Below are 17,915 nucleotides of genomic sequence, written 5' to 3'. Positions count from 1 at the left end.
ACAAAATGCAACTATAATCTAATTGTGTTAGCAGCGCATGAATAAGAAAACCATTCATTATATAAAAAAAACATTACGTGTACTATTATGGTGCTTGGTTTCTGTAATTACGCTTTTATTACTTCTTATTATCCTAATTCAGATTCCGTCAGTTCAGAATTATGTAAAAGACAAAGCAGTTACTTATCTTCAAGATAAAATTAAAACTAAAGTTTCCTTAGACCATATCTCAATTAAATTTCCAAAAGACATAGTTTTGGAGGGATTTTATTTTGAAGATCAAAAAAAAGATACACTTCTGGCAGGAAAACGTTTAGAATTGGATGTAGATCTTTTTAAAATTGTCAGCAGTGAACTAGAGATTAACTCTGTTTCGCTAGAAAATGTAAAAGCCAATATTTCACGAAACAAAGACGGCGTTTTCAATTTCGATTATATCATCAAAGCCTTTGAATCTAAAGAGGCACAAGTAGAGGATCCAGATAGTAAACCCTTTAAAATATCAGTTGTAAAAATAAATCTCGATAACGTTAATTTCAACTTTAAAGATGATTATTCGAAGAACGATGTTCGCGTAAAACTAACACATTTTGGCACCAAATTCAAGGAATTTGATCTCGATAAAATGAATTTTGATATTCCGAATATTGATCTTGATGGATTAAAATTAGTTTTGAATCAGGACGTTGTAGAAAAAATTGCCGAAGTTTCAGTAAAAACCGCTGATACAATTTCGCAGCGAACGGATTTCAATTTAAAATTAGGTAAAATCAGTTTGTCAAAAATTGATATTGCTTATGATAACAAAGATTCAAAATTAGATTCAGGAATAAAACTCGGAAGTTTAAAATTATCATTCAATGAAATTAATTTAGACAAACAGCTTGTTGATCTTAATGCTTTTGAACTTAAAGATTTAAGCGGAAATCTGAGATTGGGAATAAAAGACAAACAAATTCAAACTCCAAATTTAGATACAACAGCAATCAAGCAAGCCGGCTGGAAAGCGAAACTAAATAAAATCGACATAGAAAATGTTGCTTTTAAATTTGATGATATGCAGTCAAAACCAATTTCAAAGGGTTTAGATTACAGTCATTTAGATTTAAGTAAAATGAACTTTCAGGCTGAGAAATTGTATTATGCCAATGATACGATTTCGGGAAACATAAAAGCACTGACGGTAAGCGAAAAAAGCGGCTTGAATATTCAGGCTTTAAAAACAGATTTCTTTTACGGACCTCAAAATGCCTATTTAAACAATCTGTATTTAAAAACTCCGCAAACACTTGTAAAAGATAAAATTAAAGCAGCATATAAATCACTTGCCGCACTTCAAAAAGACATTGCAAATCTTTCTATTGATGCTGATTTTAAAGAATCAAAAATAGGTTTTAAAGATATTTTATTGTTTGTGCCGGATTTACAGAAAACAAACCCTTTTAAAAGTAATCCAAATGCAATTTTATATGTAAACAGTCGTGTAAACGGAAAGGTAAAAGACTTAAATATTCCGAAGTTTGAAATGAGCGGAATTGGAACTACAAAAGTTTCTCTTTCGGGAAAAATTACGGGACTTCCTGACGCACAAAAAGCATATTATGATTTAGATATTAAAAAACTGTCGAGCACTTCAAAAGATATTAATTCGTTTGTACCCGCAGGAACAATTCCGAAAAACATTCAATTGCCGTCTCAGCTTAATCTAAGCGGAAAGTTTAAAGGTTCGGCTCAGAATTTTAAAACCAATTTGACTTTAAACAGCAGTTTTGGAAATGCAAAAGTGGACGCTTTATTTGATCAACGAATTAAAAAAAGAGAGAAATATGACGCGACCGTTTATTTGCTTGATTTTGATTTAGGCAGATTGATCAAAAATGACTCAATCGGAAAAATTACGCTTAAAGCGAAAGTAAAAGGAAACGGTCTAGACCCAAAAACGGCAAATGCAGCAATTGACGGATTGGTTAAGAAAGCCGTTTTTAATCGTTATACTTATAAAGATTTAGCATTAAAAGGAAATATTGCAAATGGTTCTTTTGCTGTAAAATCAGGAATGCAAGACCCTAATTTGAATTTTACTTTAACAGCGAGCGGTGATACAAAAGATAAATTTCCAACCGTAAAACTTAAATTAAATCTTGACATTGCCGATTTAGAAAAATTGAATCTGCATGCGGGGCCAATGAAACTTCGTGGAAATATCGACGCAGATATCGCGAATAGTAATCCAGATTTTTTGAACGGAAAAGTGTTTCTTTCGAATATTCAGATTTTGCAAGATACTGAGCCGATTGTTTTAGATTCGGTGCGTGTAATTGCTTTTTCAGATAATACTAGAAATAATATTAAAATATCTTCTCAGTTTTTAAAAGCAGAAGTAGATGGAAAATACAAATTGACAACTTTGGCTGCAGCCATTAAAAAATCATTGTCAAAATATATCGATTTAAAAAATCCGAAAGTAAACGGAGAATCTGATGAACAAAGATTAGCTTTTACCTTGACCGTAAACAATGATCCAATTTTGTTTAAACTGATTCCAAAACTTACTAGTTTAGAACCCATTAAAATCTCAGGAAACTACAATAACATAACCGATTCTTTAGAAATAAAAGGAACAATCCCAAGAATTGTATATGCTGAAAATACAATTGCTGATGGAAAAATTAATATCGAAGCGAAAGAAAATGCTTTAGAATACTCAGTTTCAATTGCAACAATTGAAAGCGGCTCGTTAAAAATTCCATTTACCAGTTTGTCTGGAAAAGTTGAAAATAATGTATTGAATTATGCACTTGAAGTGAAAGATGCAAAAGATAAGCAACAGTATTTTATTGCCGGGGAATTTAAGGCAGAAGATTCGAAAAACATATTTAAAATAGATGCTGAGAACTTTATTCTAAATTATGATAAATGGAATATCGATTCAGAGAATGCGATTGAATTTGGAGGCAAGCGTTTATATGTCAGTAAATTTTATTTGGATAATAACGGAAATGAATTAAAAGTTCAATCGCAGGGAACACAGAATAATGCACCGCTTCAAGTTGATTTTGTGAACTTCAAAATCGAAACCATTATGAATATGGTTAAAAAAGATGAGTTGTTGATGCAAGGTTTGATTAACGGTTCTGCTTTAGTCGAAAATATAATGACGAATCCAATTTTTACTTCAAATTTAAAAATTGATGATTTTACTTTTAAAGGTGAAAAAGTAGGAGATTTAGAAGTAAAAGTAGACAACAAAGCAGCAAATCTTCTAGCCGCAAATGTGACTTTGAGTGATGAAGGAAATGATGTTAATTTGAATGGAACCTACACAATTGATGCAGGAAATTTCGATTTTGACGTTGCCATAAATAAACTGAATATTAAAAGTATTCAAGGTTTTAGTATGGGAAACATTACTGAGGGAACAGGATACTTATCGGGTAATTTTAAAATTATAGGAAACGCAGCTGCTCCAAAAATAAACGGAGAACTTAATTTTAATGATGCCGGTTTTAGAGTAACGCAGTTAAACTCTTATTTTAAAACAGGAAATGAGACAATTGCTTTTAATAATGAAACCATTTTATTTGATAAATTCTCTCTTTCTGATGAAAATCAAAATGAATTAGAAGTAAATGGAACTATAAAATCGACAGATTTTAGAGATTATAATTTTGATTTGACTGTTACTGCAGACGATTTTAGAGCAATACATTCTAAAGAAGTTGATAATGATTTATTCTATGGAGATTTATTTTTAGACACCAAACTTACTATCAAAGGAAATTTTGAAAGTCCTGTGGTTGGCGGAACAATCAAAATCAATAAAGAAACTAAGTTTACGGTCGTAATGCCGCAGTCAGATCCTTCAATAGCCGATCGTGAAGGAATTGTAGAGTTTGTTGATGAAGATAATATGTATCTAAAACAAACTGTTGATTTGCAAAATAAACTGGATCAATCGCAAGTAAAAGGAATGGATGTAAATGTTGCGATTTCAATTGATAAAGAAGCAGAACTTACTTTGTTGATTGATAAAGCAAATGGAGATTATTTAAAACTAAAAGGAGAAGCAGAATTAGTCGGCGGAATTGACCAGTCAGGAAAAACAACTTTAACAGGGAAATATGAATTTTCGGATGGAGCGTATGAAATGAATTTTAACGGAATTAAAAGAAAATTCGATATTCAAAAAGGAAGTTATATTACTTGGAATGGTGAGCCTACAATGGCAAATTTAAATATTACAGCAATTTATAAAGTAAATGCTGCGCCGATTGATTTGTTAGGAAATCAGATTCCAAGTGATGATTCAGCGATTAGAAATACATATAAACAAAAACTTCCTTTTCAGACTTTGTTGAAGATGAATGGAGAATTAATGAAGCCAGATATTTCTTTTGGAATCAATCTTCCTGATGGGAATTATGATGTTTCTTCTGATGTTGTGTCGAAAACGCAAGCAAAACTGAAGCAGTTAGAACAAGATCCTGCAGAATTAAATAAGCAGGTTTTTGCCCTTTTATTGTTGAATAGATTTGTGGGTGAAAATCCATTTGCGAGCGAGAGCGGAGGTACGAGTGCAGAATCTTTGGCAAGACAAAGTGTGAGTAAAATTCTTTCGCAGCAATTAAATAATCTGGCAGGTGATTTAATTACAGGATTTGAAATTAATTTTGATTTAGAATCATCTGAAGATTATACTTCGGGAACGATGCAAAATAGAACCGATTTGAATGTTGCAGTTTCTAAAAAACTCCTTGATGATCGTTTGAAAGTAACTGTTGGAAGCAGTTTTGGAGTTGAAGGTGCAGAACGCGCCAATGAAGAAAGCACCAATATTGCCGGCGATGTTGCCTTAGATTATCAAATTACAAAAGACGGCCGATATATGGTTCGTGCTTACAGAAAAAATCAATACCAAGTTGCAGTAGAAGGTCAGGTTGTAGAAACTGGAGTTGCTTTTATTATTACGATGAGCTACAATAAGTTTAGAGAGCTTTTTCATCGTTCAGAACAAGAAAAGCAAATGATTAAGGAAGAGAAAATTCGCAAAGAAAAAAGAAAACAGAAAGAGAAAGAAGAGCAAGAGCTAAAAGAAAATCAAATAAAAGGTAATGAGCAAAAAACATAATCATATAGAAAATCGATATGTAGAGTATTTTGTACTATTCAGCCTTTTTTTTGTCTTAGGCTGCAGTAATACAAAATATCTGCCAGAGGGCGATTTACTTTATACAGGAGCATCTGTAACGGTGAAAGACTCGATCATGAAAAAGAAAGATAGAAAAGCTCTAGAAACAGAATTAGAAGGTTTGTTGCGCCCAAAACCTAACAAACAGATTTTTGGCCTGCGCCCTAAATTATTGATTTATAATCTTGCCGGTGAACCTAAAAAACAAAAAGGAACCAGATATTGGCTGCGAAATAAAGTAGGCGAGGCGCCCGTACTTTTTAGCAAAGTCGATTTAGATTATAATGCCGCAGTTTTACGAAATTTTACTGAAAATCGAGGTTATTTTAAAACGCAGGTAAGTGCAGATTCTACCGTTAGAAGTAAACGTGTTACAGCAGAATATACCGTTATACCAAAAAAACAGTATATAATAAAAAGTGTAACTTTTCCTGATGATTCTCTGGCAATGTCCAGAATAATTGGAAGATCAAGCCGAAGAAGTTTATTGAAAGTAGGAAAACCATACGACTTAGACGTTATAAAAGCAGAACGTGAACGTATTGATGCCAGACTAAAAGAGAAAGGTTATTTTTATTTTAATCCGGATTATCTTTTAGCTAGAGTAGACAGCAGTAAAGGCGATCACGAGGTAAAAATCAAAATAATAATAAAACCTGATACGCCGCCTAAAGCATTAACCGCATATAAAATTAATAACATATTTGTTTACCCAAATTATTCTTTAACAAACGACAGTGCAGTTTATAGAAAAAAGAATATTACACAATACAAGGATTTTACAATTATTGACACGACAGAGACTTTTAAACCAAGGGTTTTTGACAGAACAATATATTTTAAAAAAGGAGATTTGTATAATCGAAAAGATCATAATCTTACTTTGAATCGCTTTGTGAATCTGGGAACTTTTAGTTTTGTGAAAAATGAATTCAAGCCTTCAGACAGCATAAAAAATGCTTTAGATTCTTATTATTATTTAACGCTTCTGCCTAAAAAGTTTATACGGGTTGAAGTTTTAGGAAAAACAAATTCAGCGAGTTATACGGGAACGGAGATTAACTTGAATTGGAATAACCGAAATTTACTTAAAGGTGCGGAACTGCTGACGGCTTCTATTTTTGGCGGAGCCGATTTTCAGCTTGGAGGTGTAAATAAAGGTAAAAATATTTATAAGCTTGGGGCCGAAACAAGTTTGACTTGGCCAAGATTTGTAACTCCTTTTAATATTGAAGGAAACAGCGAATTTGTGCCAAGAACTAAAGCTACAGTGCGATATGAATATCAAAAAAGAACGCAGTTGTATGCTTTGAATTCTTTTAATACATCATTTGGTTATTTATGGAAAGAAAACATTCGTAAAGAGCATCAATTGAACGTTATAGATATAACTTATGTAAGCCCAAATCATGTTACGCCAGAATATTTAGAAGATATTGAAGAAGATGCAGCATTGGGAAAAGTAATTGAAAAGCAGCTTATTTTTGGCCCTACCTACAGTTATACGTATACCAATACAATGCAAAAGCGCCGAAAAAATACAATCTATTTTAATGGCGAAATAGATTTAGCAGGAAATCTTACAGGTTTAGTTACAGGAGCTAATATCAAGAAAAATGACACAATAAAAATACTCGATGTTCCATTTAGTCAGTATGTAAAAATTAGATCTGACTTTAGACATTATTTAAAATTAGGAAAAGAAAGCGAATTGGCAAGCAGACTTATAGTAGGTGCGGGGTTTGCTTACGGAAATTCGAATACACTGCCAGCTTCAAAGCAGTTTGTAGTTGGAGGAACAAATAGTATTCGTGCCTTTAGAGCAAGAACTTTAGGGCCGGGAAGTTATGTGATTCCGCCAACAACAAACGATAATTACACACCAGATCAATCTGCAGATATAAAGTTGGAATTTAATACAGAATACAGGGCAAAGCTTTTTAGCATTGTAAGAGGAGCAGTATTTCTCGATGCTGGAAACATCTGGCTTCTAAATGCCGACCCGAATAAACCTGGAGCCGAAATTTCAAAAGATTTTATGAAACAAATTGCAATAGGCGCTGGAGCTGGATTACGATTTGATTTATCGTTCCTGATTCTAAGAACAGATTTGGCTTTCCCGCTTCGAAATCCTGCATTGCCAGACGGACAACGCTGGGTTATCGATGATATTAATTTTGGAAGCAGTACATGGCGAAAAGATAATCTGATTTTGAATATCGCTATTGGTTATCCATTTTAATGGATTTTGCTGCGCTTTTTTGCCACGAATTTCACGAATTTTTGTTAATTCTATGCTTTGTGTTTATTTCTTAATTTAAAAAAGTACATACTAAAAAATTAGCGTAATTAGTGAAATTCGTGGCGAAAAAAACTAAAAAAAGAAGTAAATTCGTCTAAACATTTTATCAGAATGCAAAACTTAGTAAAAAGAATTATTGGCGTTGGTGTTATTATTTTAGTCATCGTTTTGGCTTTTAAATATTGCGAGTTCAAAAAAGATGACGATTCAACAATCGATTATAATACCAATTTAATTCAAGAGAAAATACTTAATGTTGGAAAATTGGTTGTTACCGAAGGGCATTTCTCTGAAGTAATCACTTATAAAAACCAGCAGAAGTATTTGATGGATATGATTTCATTTGAGAAAAAAGCACTTATTGTGGTAAATGCAAATGTTACCGTTGCTTATGATTTGCATAAAATGAAATACGACATCGATGAAAAAAATAAAACCATCACGATTTTAAATATTCCAAAAGAAGAGATTACTATAAATCCTGATATTCAGTTTTACGATGTTGAACAAAGCAAGCTGAATCCCTTTACAGGTGATGATTACAATAAAATCAACAAATCGGTAAAAGCCAATCTGGCAAAGAAAATCGAAAAATCTTCATTAAAAAGTAACGCACAAAACCGTTTGATAAGTGAGTTGTCTAAAATTTTAATCCTAACTAATTCAATGGGCTGGAAATTACAATACAATGGCAAAACGATTGAATCTGATGCAGATTTAAGTGAGGATTTGAAATTGTAGTTTTTGAGGTTCAAAGAGGCAAAGGTTCAAAGAAACAGAGGTTTTTTACCACTCGCGATGGCTATCGAGATAAAAGGATTAAAATGATTTTTTGAATTGCCTCCAGCTAAAGCAGGAAGCAATTCTTGCAATTTGATGAAGAAAAACTTTGTGCCTTAAAGCTTAAACAGTTTCTTTATCAAAAATCAAATCCAATCCTCCAGAAATTAAATGCGCAATTTCAGGACGTTTTTCTTTCAATTGATCCAAGTAAACCAATACTTCCTGTAAAAGTTGTTTTTCTTCAGAATCTTTCAAAAGTTCTGTAATTTCAACAGACAACAGCCAATCATTTGAATGATTGTTTTTTAGATTTTCAAAAACAGATTTCAGCTCTTTTTTAGAGCCTTTATTTTTTCTAAGATCTCTAACTTTAGCATATAAACCTTCTAAATCACCACGTTCTTCAGAATGTTTTGCTTTAATAGTTTTTGTTGTTGGTACTATATTAATTAAGTCAAAGCTATTTACGTCGGCAGGACCAGAAAATGCAGAAACGACTTTTTTACCAATTGCCATATCGTAATTTCCCCAATCTGGCTGAAATAAAATAGTTTCGCCATGCGTTACTGTGCAATTTCTAAAACTGATCAGAATAATTTCTCCATGTAAGTTTCTTGATCCTGTAATAATTTCACCTTCAACAATAATATTACCTTCGAATTCCAGTTTTACAGTTTCGTTTTCAACAATGCTGTAGGCCTGTAAATCTTTCGGGCTCATATCTTCAATGGCAAGATTAAAGCCTTTTAGCTTTCCAATCGGACTTCCAAAACCGTGCGGATGCGTTAACGTTCCATGACCGACTAATTCTTTTTCTCGGTAAGCCAAAGCTGTTTTTCCAGTTGTTTGTATATAAACAGGCTTTCCTTCATCTTCAATAACATTGGTAAAAACTCCCGAAATTTGTAAACCAGTACTTAACTCAATTGTTCCTAAAGCATTTGAATGAATTAGTTTTTTAATTCCAGAAAGACCGCCGGTTCGCAATGCCATTTTATTAGCAAACTCCTCCAAAATTAAACTTAAATAAGAAAAATTTGGGGTTACATAAAGCTGTGGTTGCAACTGCGTAATATCAAAATTTTGATTTGCAGCCGAAATATCATAAGGGATTTTCTTTACATTATCTGTCATGCACCAAGCACTTTCTCCAATCGAAGAAAGTAATCCTGCACCATAAATTTTCGGATTTTCGACAGTTCCAATTAAACCATATTCAACAGTCCACCAATGCAGGTTTCTAATTTGAGCCATTTCAGACAATTCGTCCATATCGTTTTGTAAATCGGCAACCGCTTTTTCAGCCTCATCGATTTTTTCCTGCGGCGTATCTTCGGCTTCTTTTAAAATAGAAAGTAAACGAATCGCTTCGTACATCTGATAATCTTTATGAGAAGAAATCGCTTTGCACCCAATTTCACCAAAACGTCTTAAATATTCTGCATATTCTGGATTGGCAATAATAGGGGCGTGGCCGGCACCTTCGTGAATAATGTCTGGTGCAGGAGTATATTCAATATGTTCTAATTGTCGAATATCCGATGCAATAACCAAAACATTGTAGGCTTGAAACTCCATAAATGCATTTGGCGGAATAAATCCGTCAACAGCAACAGCAGCCCAGCCGATTTCAGTAAGAATACGGTTCATACCGTACATACTTGGGATAGAATCTATTTCGATTCCTGTTTTGCGTAAACCTTCTAAATACGAATGGTGCGCTACTTTTGAAAGATAATCTACATTTTTGCGCATAACGTATCGCCAAACCGCCTGATTAATTGGAGTATAATCACTATAATCTTGAGGTTTAATAAATTGCTTTAAATGTTTTGGCAATCTCTCTAAAAGCGGATTGGTTTCTATAGATGCATTCATTTCGAAAACGTTGTAGATTAGAATGTAAAATTACGAATTTAGGTCGCTAATTTTTGCTATTCATTACAATTTTTTTGTTCGAAATTAAGTTTTATTGCGTTTTTATAGGTTTTAAAGGAAGTTTACAGGCGAAGGATATATTATGATTTTGACTTAAATTGAATCAAAGTATTGTTTTTTTAAGATTTATTAAGTGCGCTTTTTAATTCATTTTCGACATTTCTAAAATGTTCGATTTTATGATTGAACATATAAGCCATGTTCGTTGCACGCATTTTCGCTTCTTCGGTAATTTCTCCAGCAAACTGCGCATCGATTGTAGTATTGAAAATTTGAATCCAGCGGTCAAAATGAGTTCTATCTACAGGTAATTGTTTGTGAGGCGGAAAGGGTGTTCCGGAATAAGCACGAACATCAAATAATATAGTCTGCCAAAAACCGTACATTTTTTGCAAATGCGGTTCCCAGCGATCTTGCAATTTATCATTGAAAATAGGACCAATAAGATCGTCTTTTCTAACATTATCATAAAAGCTGTTAACCATTTGTTTTATGTCTTCTATGTTTGAAATGTCTTTAAGCGTTTCCATGTTTGTCTAAATAAAATTGATTTGCAAAAATACGTTATAACTTCTTCTTTATTTGCTGATATTTATCAGTCAGGAAATAATTATCCAATCAGCTGTGTAAACAAATCCTGATTGTCGTTTAAATATTGAAATTCAAAACCATATTGCGTCATTTTCATTTTAATAGGCATTATGTCTTTTTTCTTTTTCAACTCTAAACCTACAACTACAGAACCTACTTCTCGACTATTCTTTTTAGCAAATTGAAAATAAGTAATATCATCATCGGGTCCTAAAATGTTGTTTACAAACTCTTTTAAAGCTCCAGGGCGCTGCGGAAATTGAATCATAAAATAATGCATTAAACCTTCATAAAGCAGCGATCGCTCTTTTATTTCGGCAGTTCTTTCAATATCATTGTTGCTTCCGCTGACAACGCAAACCACAGTTTTTCCTTTTATTTTGTCTTTATAAAAATCTAAAGCAGCAATTGTTAATGCACCCGCAGGTTCTACAACCATTGCTTCTTCATTGTACAAACGTAAAATAGTTGTACATACTTTTCCTTCTGGAACGAGAATAATATCTTCAAGATTATAACGACAGATTTCAAAAGTTTTATCGCCAACTTGTTTTACAGCGGCGCCATCAACAAATTTATCAATTGTTTTTAAGGCTGTGTTTTTGTTTTCTTCGATAGAAGTTTTCATCGAAGGAGCACCTTTGGGCTCAACGCCAATGATTTTGGTATTTGGACTTAAATGTTTAAAAACTTCAGACAATCCAGAAGCCAGTCCGCCGCCGCCAATGGGTACAAAAACATAATCTATAGGTTCTTTATAACTTTCGAGAATTTCTAAACCTACAGTTCCCTGTCCGGCAATTACTTTTTCATCATCAAAAGGATGGATAAATGTTTTGTGGTTCTTGATAGCATCTGCCGTTGCCGAAGCATAAGCATCATCAAAAGTATCTCCGGTTAAAACAATTTCTACAAACGATTTCCCAAACAATTGCACTTGTTTAACTTTTTGCTTTGGAGTGGTTTTTGGCATGTAAATTTTGCCTTTTATTTGCAGTAGATTACAAGAATAAGCAACACCTTGAGCATGATTTCCTGCACTGGCACAAACAATCCCGTTTACTTTTTCTTTTTCAGTTAAGGAAGAAATCTTATTATAAGCGCCTCTAATTTTATAAGAACGTACGATTTGTAAATCTTCTCTTTTTAGTAAAATAGTCGATTTAAATTCGTCTGAAAGATTTAGATTTTGGGTAAGAGGCGTCGCGGCAACTACATTTTCAAGCTGCTTTTTTGCATTAAGGATTTCGTTGAATAAACTCATGTTGTTTTGTTTTTTGCCACGAATTACACGAATTGACACTAATTTTATTCTCTAAGAGAAAAAATAATTCGTGCTAATTTGTGTAATTCGTGGCGACTTTTAATTATTTTTAAAATAAAAAACCTCCCAATGTGGGAGGTTCTTATAATTATATTTTACATACTTATATAACACCTCGCTATTATTGCTGAATTGCAATAATGCTGATAATAGCGATAATAATGTTGTTAAAGTTTGTCATTTTTTATATTAATTGAATAGCAAAAGTAAATAATTATTTTTTTACAGGAGGATATTGAGCTAAAATTTTGCCTACAAATTCTGCAATTCGCTCATCTTTTTTATCGATGTTTCTAGTTAAAACACCAATTCCCTCACCTTGCCAGATCATTTCTTTCTTTTTTGCATCAATTAGGTCGATGTATAAAGTTCCTTCAGTAGAAGTAGAAACAGTAGTTTGGTTTCCGCCGTACATCATATAAGGATTCCATCCCCATCCCCAGCCATAACCCCATCCAGCGCTAAATTGATTTACGTCAACCTGCTCTCTAGATTTGGTAAAAATATTTACCAATAAGTCTGGATTATCACTTTTTGTAAATCCTTTTGCTTGCATCTGTTGATCGATTGCGCGAAGAATACGTCTTTTATCCAAATCAGAAATTTCGACTTTATCAATTCCAGGTTTAAAGAAAGCATACGTTTTATAAGGCGCAAAATCGACACTTTTGTCGTAATCAGAATATACAGTAACACTGCTGCATGACGATAAGATCATTAGCAGAAAAATCGGAACTAATTTGAATGTTTTCATAGTTATAAAAAATTTAATGTTCTCTTTTGTATTTATCAGGCTGAGCGAAATTGAAGGTCTTTTGTTACTATAAGCCTTCGACTTCGCTCAGGATGACATTTTATTAAATAATAAACACCTTTTTAATTAAAGCAGACTTTCGTCAACAATATTAGGCAAAGTTACTTTTAATAATGGCTCTACTTGCATAGCTCTTTTTATGGCAAAAATGGCTTCATCATTTCGAGCCCAGCTTCTTCTTGAAATTCCGTTATTAACATCCCAAAAAAGCATTGATGCTAAACGTTTTGAAGCCTCCTTAGAACCATCAAGAACCATACCAAAACCGCCGTTTATAACCTCTCCCCAGCCAACTCCGCCGCCATTATGAATAGATACCCAAGTTGCTCCTCTAAAGCTGTCGCCAATCACATTATGAATCGCCATATCGGCTGTAAAGCGTGATCCGTCATAAATGTTTGACGTTTCTCTATAAGGAGAATCGGTTCCAGAAACGTCGTGATGATCGCGTCCTAAAACAACAGTACCAATTTCGCCTTTTGCAATCGCCTGATTAAAAGCTTCGGCGATTTTAATTCTTCCTTCGGCATCAGCATAAAGAATTCGGGCTTGAGAGCCTACAACAAGTTTGTTTTCCTGCGCGCCTTTTATCCATTTGATATTATCCTGCATCTGCTGCTGAATTTCATTTGGAGCTGTTTTTGCCATTTCCTCTAAAACTTGACTTGCAATTGCATCTGTTTTTTGCAAATCTTCAGGTTTTCCAGATGTACAAACCCATCTAAAAGGACCAAATCCGTAATCAAAACACATTGGCCCCATAATATCCTGAACGTAACTAGGATATTTGAAATCGATATTATTTTCTGCCATTACATCTGCGCCTGCACGTGAAGCCTCAAGTAAAAAAGCATTTCCGTAATCAAAAAAGTACGTTCCTTTTGCCGTATGTTTATTAATCGCGGCAGCATGACGACGCAATGTTTCCTGAACTTTTTCTTTGAATAATTCTGGATTGTCGGCCATAAGGTCATTTGCTTCTTCAAAAGAAATCCCAACTGGATAATAACCTCCAGCCCAAGGATTATGAAGTGAAGTTTGGTCTGAACCTAAGTCAATTTTAATGTTTTCCTGGTCAAAACGTTCCCAAACGTCAACCACATTTCCTAGATAAGCAATTGAAACTGTTTCTTTATTGGCTTTCGCCAAAGCTACTCTCGCTACCAATTCATCTGTAGAAGTTACTACTTCATTAATCCATCCTTGCTCATGGCGAATTTTAGTGATTTTTGGATTTACTTCGGCACAAACCGTAATACAACCTGCAATATTTCCAGCTTTTGGCTGTGCGCCAGACATTCCGCCAAGACCAGAAGTTACAAATAAACTTCCTTCGGGATTTTGTTTTATTTTTCTAAAACCGTTTAAAACTGTAATCGTAGTTCCGTGTACAATTCCCTGCGGTCCAATGTACATATAACTTCCTGCCGTCATTTGTCCGTATTGAGAAACACCAAGCGCATTCATTTTTTCCCAATCGTCAGGTTTAGAATAATTTGGGATAACCATTCCGTTTGTAACCACGACTCTCGGCGCTTCTTTATGCGAAGGAAATAATCCCATCGGATGTCCAGAATACATTGTTAAAGTCTGCTCGTCTGTCATTTCAGATAAGTATTGCATCGTCAATAAATACTGTGCCCAGTTTTGAAAAACAGCTCCATTTCCGCCATATGTAATCAATTCGTGCGGATGCTGTGCTACAGCATAATCCAGATTGTTCTGAATCATGTGCATAATTGCTTTTGCCTGTAATGATTTACCTGGATATTCGTCAATTGGTCTTGCGTACATTCTGTACTCCGGACGAAGGCGATACATATAAATACGTCCGTATTTTTCTAGTTCTTCTGAAAATTCAGGAATTAGTTCAGCATGATGTTTGGGTTCAAAATAACGCAATGCATTTTTTAAAGCCAGTTTTTTCTCTTCTGCCGAAAGAATTTCTTTTCTTTTTGGAGCGTGATTAATAGCTGGATCGTATGCTGCTTTTGAAGGTAATATTGAAGGAATTCCTTGTTGTATTTGTTCTTTGAAAGTCATTTTCTTTTAAGGTGCTGAGTTGCTAAGCTTCTAAGACGCTAAGGTACTTTTATTAGATTAACAACAGATTAATTTTTTGTTCTTTAGATTATGTCGCCCCGCTGGGGCTAAATTCTGACCGATAAATTTTATTTCTATAAATATTTCGCTCCTAACGGCGCTGTTCAAAGGCTTGGAAAGGCTTAATATTTGTAGAAAAGAATACGGCCAGTTGGTAAAAGCTCCATAGGAGCGAAATACCTGTCAATGTAAATTCGATCTGAAATAATTCTCATTCTCAAATTGACTCATCGGTACATTTTCTAATTTTAAAAAAACTAAGGATAACGGATATCCGACCTATGATAGGATTTGTGGATCTTAATCCTGAATTTTCTTGAATGGATATCCATATAATATTTTAGATTATTGATTTTAGATTGGAATTTGGAATTTCAAAAATTGGAATTTATATCAATTATCTAATTTTCAAATTACCACATTATCTAATTTGTTTTTTTTCTGATTTCTCCAGTTCGTTTATCAAAACCGTACGGACAATGGCGGCACCCGCTTTTGCAGCAATAACCACGTTTTAAATGATGTTTTTCAGTAAAGCATTTATAACCTTCGGCTGTATAGTAAAAATCTTCACCTTCGATTAATTTATTTTCATTACTTTGCTCTTTCATAAATCTGCTTCGCGTTCAGTTTTAATAAATATAAAAATCAAAAATAGAAATAATTGATTATGATTTTAATGAAAATGAACAATTTTATAGCTACAAATTTATAAATTTTATAGCCAATGTTTCTGATTGTTAGCAAATATTTAATTCCAAAAGGATATCGCGGAATGGCTGTATTTCCATTTGTTTTGATGAAATATGATTTTGATAAAACAAATGGCGTTTTTGTTAATCATGAAAAAATTCATTTAAGACAGCAGTTAGAATTTTTAATAATTCCGTTTTTTATTTGGTACGCTTTCGAATTTCTATTTCGCTTAATTCAGTATAAAAACAAAGATCTGGCATATCGAAATATTAGTTTTGAAAGAGAAGCTTACCATAATGAAACGAACTTAAATTATTTAAAAAACAGATCTTTTTTTCGGTTTTTAAATTATATCAAATTAAAATGAATCCAGTTTTCAATCAACCTATTAATATTAGTTTTCCAGATGATATTTCTTTGACTATAAAGCGAGAAGATTTAATTCATCCGTTTGTTTCGGGGAATAAATTTAGGAAATTAAAATACAATTTAATTCAGGCGAAAGTCGAAAATCAAGATACTTTATTAACTTTTGGCGGCGCATTTTCTAATCATATTGCTGCGGTGGCGTATGCAGGAAAAGAGCAGGGTTTTAAAACTATTGGAATTATTCGCGGCGATGAACTTGGGGATAAAATTGAAGAAAATCCAACTTTGAAATTTGCTCAGGAAAACGGAATGCAGTTTGAATTTGTTTCGCGAGAAGATTATCGACTTAAGAGTGAAAATAAGTTTATTGAGAAGTTAAAAAACAAGTTTGGAGACTTTTATTTAGTGCCTGAAGGCGGCACAAATGAGTTTGCTGTAAAAGGCTGTGAAGAAATTTTAACACAGGAAGATGTTGTTTTTAATTATGTTTGCTGTGCTGTTGGAACTGGAGGAACTATTTCGGGATTAATAAATAGTTCAGCGGAAAATCAGAAAATTTTGGGTTTTCCAGCGTTAAAAGGTGACTTTTTACAAGATGAAATTCGTATTTTTGCCAAACAAGATAACTGGAATTTAATTTCTGACTATCATTTTGGAGGTTATGGCAAGATAAATTTAGAATTAATCGAATTTATAAATGCATTTTTTGAAAAAACAAAAGTGCCCTTAGATCCAATTTATACAGGAAAAATGGTTTTTGGCGTTATAGATTTAATAGGCAAAAAATATTTTCCTGCACATTCAAAAATTTTACTTATTCACACAGGTGGATTACAGGGAGTTGATGGAATGAATATGAAGTTGATGCAGAAAAAATTACCAATACTTAAAACGAATGATTAAAAAAATTGTACTGTTATTTACGATATTGGTTTTGGCAAGCTGTTCTTCTAGTAAACCAGCTATTGCCACGACAAAAAAAGCAGCTGCGGTTCAGAAACCGCGAGTAGCGACGACTAAAAAAACTACTCCTGCTAAACCAATAGGTAAAAATTATCCTTCTACAAATAATACAACTGAGGTTATTCATTCTACTTCAAAAACAGTTGTAACCAATGATTTAATTAATAATTATGTTTTGCAGTATAAAGATATTGCAATTGGAAACATGAAAACATATGGAATTCCGGCTAGTATAATTTTGGCGCAGGGAATTTTAGAATCAGGTGCGGGAAAAGGTGATCTGGCACTTGAGGCTAATAATCATTTTGGAATTAAATGCCATAAAGATTGGCTGGGAGAAAGTGTTCGTCACGATGATGATTCAGCTCAGGAATGTTTTAGAAAATATCCAGAACCGGCAGAATCTTATAGAGACCATGCTTTATTTTTGGTTGGAAAAAAGAGATACGAGTCTTTGTTTACTTATGAAAAAGACGATTACAAAGCTTGGGCAAAAGGACTTAGGGCTTGTGGCTACGCAACAGATCCGAAATATCCAGATAAGTTAATCAGTTATATTGAGCGCTATAATCTACATCAATATGATTGTCAGGTTACAGGAAGAAACTATGTGCCAATAAATACCTCGAATCCGCCAAAAAAATCATCTTATGATGCAGCTTCTGATCCAAAGATTAACATGAGTCAATACGATCCGAATTTGTATGAGGTTCAAAAAGGAGATACACTGTATTCCATTTCAAAAAAATTCAATTTATTGGTCGAGGATTTAAAAAGAAAAAATAATCTAACGGATAATGCAATTTCGATTGGGCAGAGACTTAAGGTTAAGTAATTAAGTATT

12 protein-coding genes are annotated in these 17,915 nt (G+C 33.4%); 6 read left to right on the top strand and 6 right to left on the bottom strand.

Annotated elements, in window-relative coordinates; all coding sequences use genetic code 11:
- The first annotated feature begins 37 nt into the window (after positions 1-37).
- The 3 genes from B0A75_RS08660 (at position 38) to B0A75_RS08650 (ending at position 8,231) form a co-directional block, all read left to right on the top strand.
- The gene (locus B0A75_RS08660; protein WP_089053887.1) at positions 38-5,128 is read left to right on the top strand and encodes a translocation/assembly module TamB domain-containing protein; all 5,091 of its coding nucleotides are present in this window, start codon (positions 38-40) and stop codon (positions 5,126-5,128) included.
- Positions 5,112-7,430 carry a translocation and assembly module lipoprotein TamL gene (gene tamL, locus B0A75_RS08655; RefSeq protein ID WP_089053886.1) on the top strand — a complete coding sequence of 773 codons (2,319 nt, stop codon included), beginning with the start codon at positions 5,112-5,114 and terminating at the stop codon, positions 7,428-7,430. The genes B0A75_RS08660 and tamL overlap by 17 nt, the downstream gene beginning before the upstream one ends.
- 171 nt (positions 7,431-7,601) lie before the next feature.
- Positions 7,602-8,231 (top strand): DUF4230 domain-containing protein, encoded by a 630-nt coding sequence (locus B0A75_RS08650; RefSeq protein ID WP_089053885.1) that lies wholly within the window; start codon positions 7,602-7,604, stop codon positions 8,229-8,231.
- A gap of 162 nt (positions 8,232-8,393) precedes the next feature.
- Here B0A75_RS08650 and B0A75_RS08645 read toward each other — a convergent pair whose 3' ends face one another.
- The 6 genes from B0A75_RS08645 to B0A75_RS08620 form a co-directional block, all read right to left on the bottom strand.
- Positions 8,394-10,151 carry an aromatic amino acid hydroxylase gene (locus B0A75_RS08645; protein WP_089053884.1) on the bottom strand — a complete coding sequence of 586 codons (1,758 nt, stop codon included), beginning with the start codon at positions 10,149-10,151 and terminating at the stop codon, positions 8,394-8,396.
- A 179-nt stretch (positions 10,152-10,330) separates the two neighbouring features.
- Entirely contained in the window at positions 10,331-10,741 is a 411-nt protein-coding gene (locus tag B0A75_RS08640) for a group III truncated hemoglobin (RefSeq protein WP_089053883.1), read from the bottom strand.
- Positions 10,742-10,821: 80 nt separating this feature from the next.
- Entirely contained in the window at positions 10,822-12,066 is a 1,245-nt protein-coding gene (gene ilvA / locus B0A75_RS08635) for a threonine ammonia-lyase IlvA (protein WP_089054004.1), read from the bottom strand.
- Between the two features lie 274 nt (positions 12,067-12,340).
- Positions 12,341-12,880, bottom strand: a complete 540-nt coding sequence (locus B0A75_RS08630; RefSeq protein WP_089053882.1) for a DUF4136 domain-containing protein — start codon at positions 12,878-12,880, stop codon at positions 12,341-12,343.
- Positions 12,881-13,006: 126 nt separating this feature from the next.
- Positions 13,007-14,983, bottom strand: coding sequence for a urocanate hydratase (locus B0A75_RS08625; protein WP_089053881.1), 1,977 nt, complete (start codon positions 14,981-14,983; stop codon positions 13,007-13,009).
- A gap of 485 nt (positions 14,984-15,468) precedes the next feature.
- The gene (locus B0A75_RS08620; protein ID WP_089053880.1) at positions 15,469-15,654 is read right to left on the bottom strand and encodes a DUF5522 domain-containing protein; all 186 of its coding nucleotides are present in this window, start codon (positions 15,652-15,654) and stop codon (positions 15,469-15,471) included.
- A gap of 116 nt (positions 15,655-15,770) precedes the next feature.
- Here B0A75_RS08620 and B0A75_RS08615 point away from each other — a divergent pair, with 116 nt between their 5' ends.
- Genes B0A75_RS08615 through B0A75_RS08605 form a run of 3 tightly spaced genes read left to right on the top strand, consistent with a single transcriptional unit; the run spans position 15,771 to position 17,906 of the window.
- Positions 15,771-16,106: a hypothetical protein gene (locus tag B0A75_RS08615; protein ID WP_089053879.1), complete on the top strand. Its 336-nt coding sequence runs from the start codon at positions 15,771-15,773 to the stop codon at positions 16,104-16,106.
- Entirely contained in the window at positions 16,103-17,011 is a 909-nt protein-coding gene (locus B0A75_RS08610; protein ID WP_089053878.1) for a 1-aminocyclopropane-1-carboxylate deaminase/D-cysteine desulfhydrase, read from the top strand. The genes B0A75_RS08615 and B0A75_RS08610 overlap by 4 nt, the downstream gene beginning before the upstream one ends.
- On the top strand, positions 17,004-17,906 hold the full coding sequence (locus B0A75_RS08605; RefSeq protein WP_089053877.1) for a glucosaminidase domain-containing protein: 903 nt from the start codon (positions 17,004-17,006) through the stop codon (positions 17,904-17,906). The genes B0A75_RS08610 and B0A75_RS08605 overlap by 8 nt, the downstream gene beginning before the upstream one ends.
- Positions 17,907-17,915: the final 9 nt, after the last annotated feature.

This window comes from Flavobacterium oncorhynchi (assembly GCF_002217355.1).
Classification (GTDB): domain Bacteria; phylum Bacteroidota; class Bacteroidia; order Flavobacteriales; family Flavobacteriaceae; genus Flavobacterium; species Flavobacterium oncorhynchi.
Note: the sequence above shows the minus strand (reverse complement) of the source record. Positions and strands in the feature narration are given on the sequence as shown.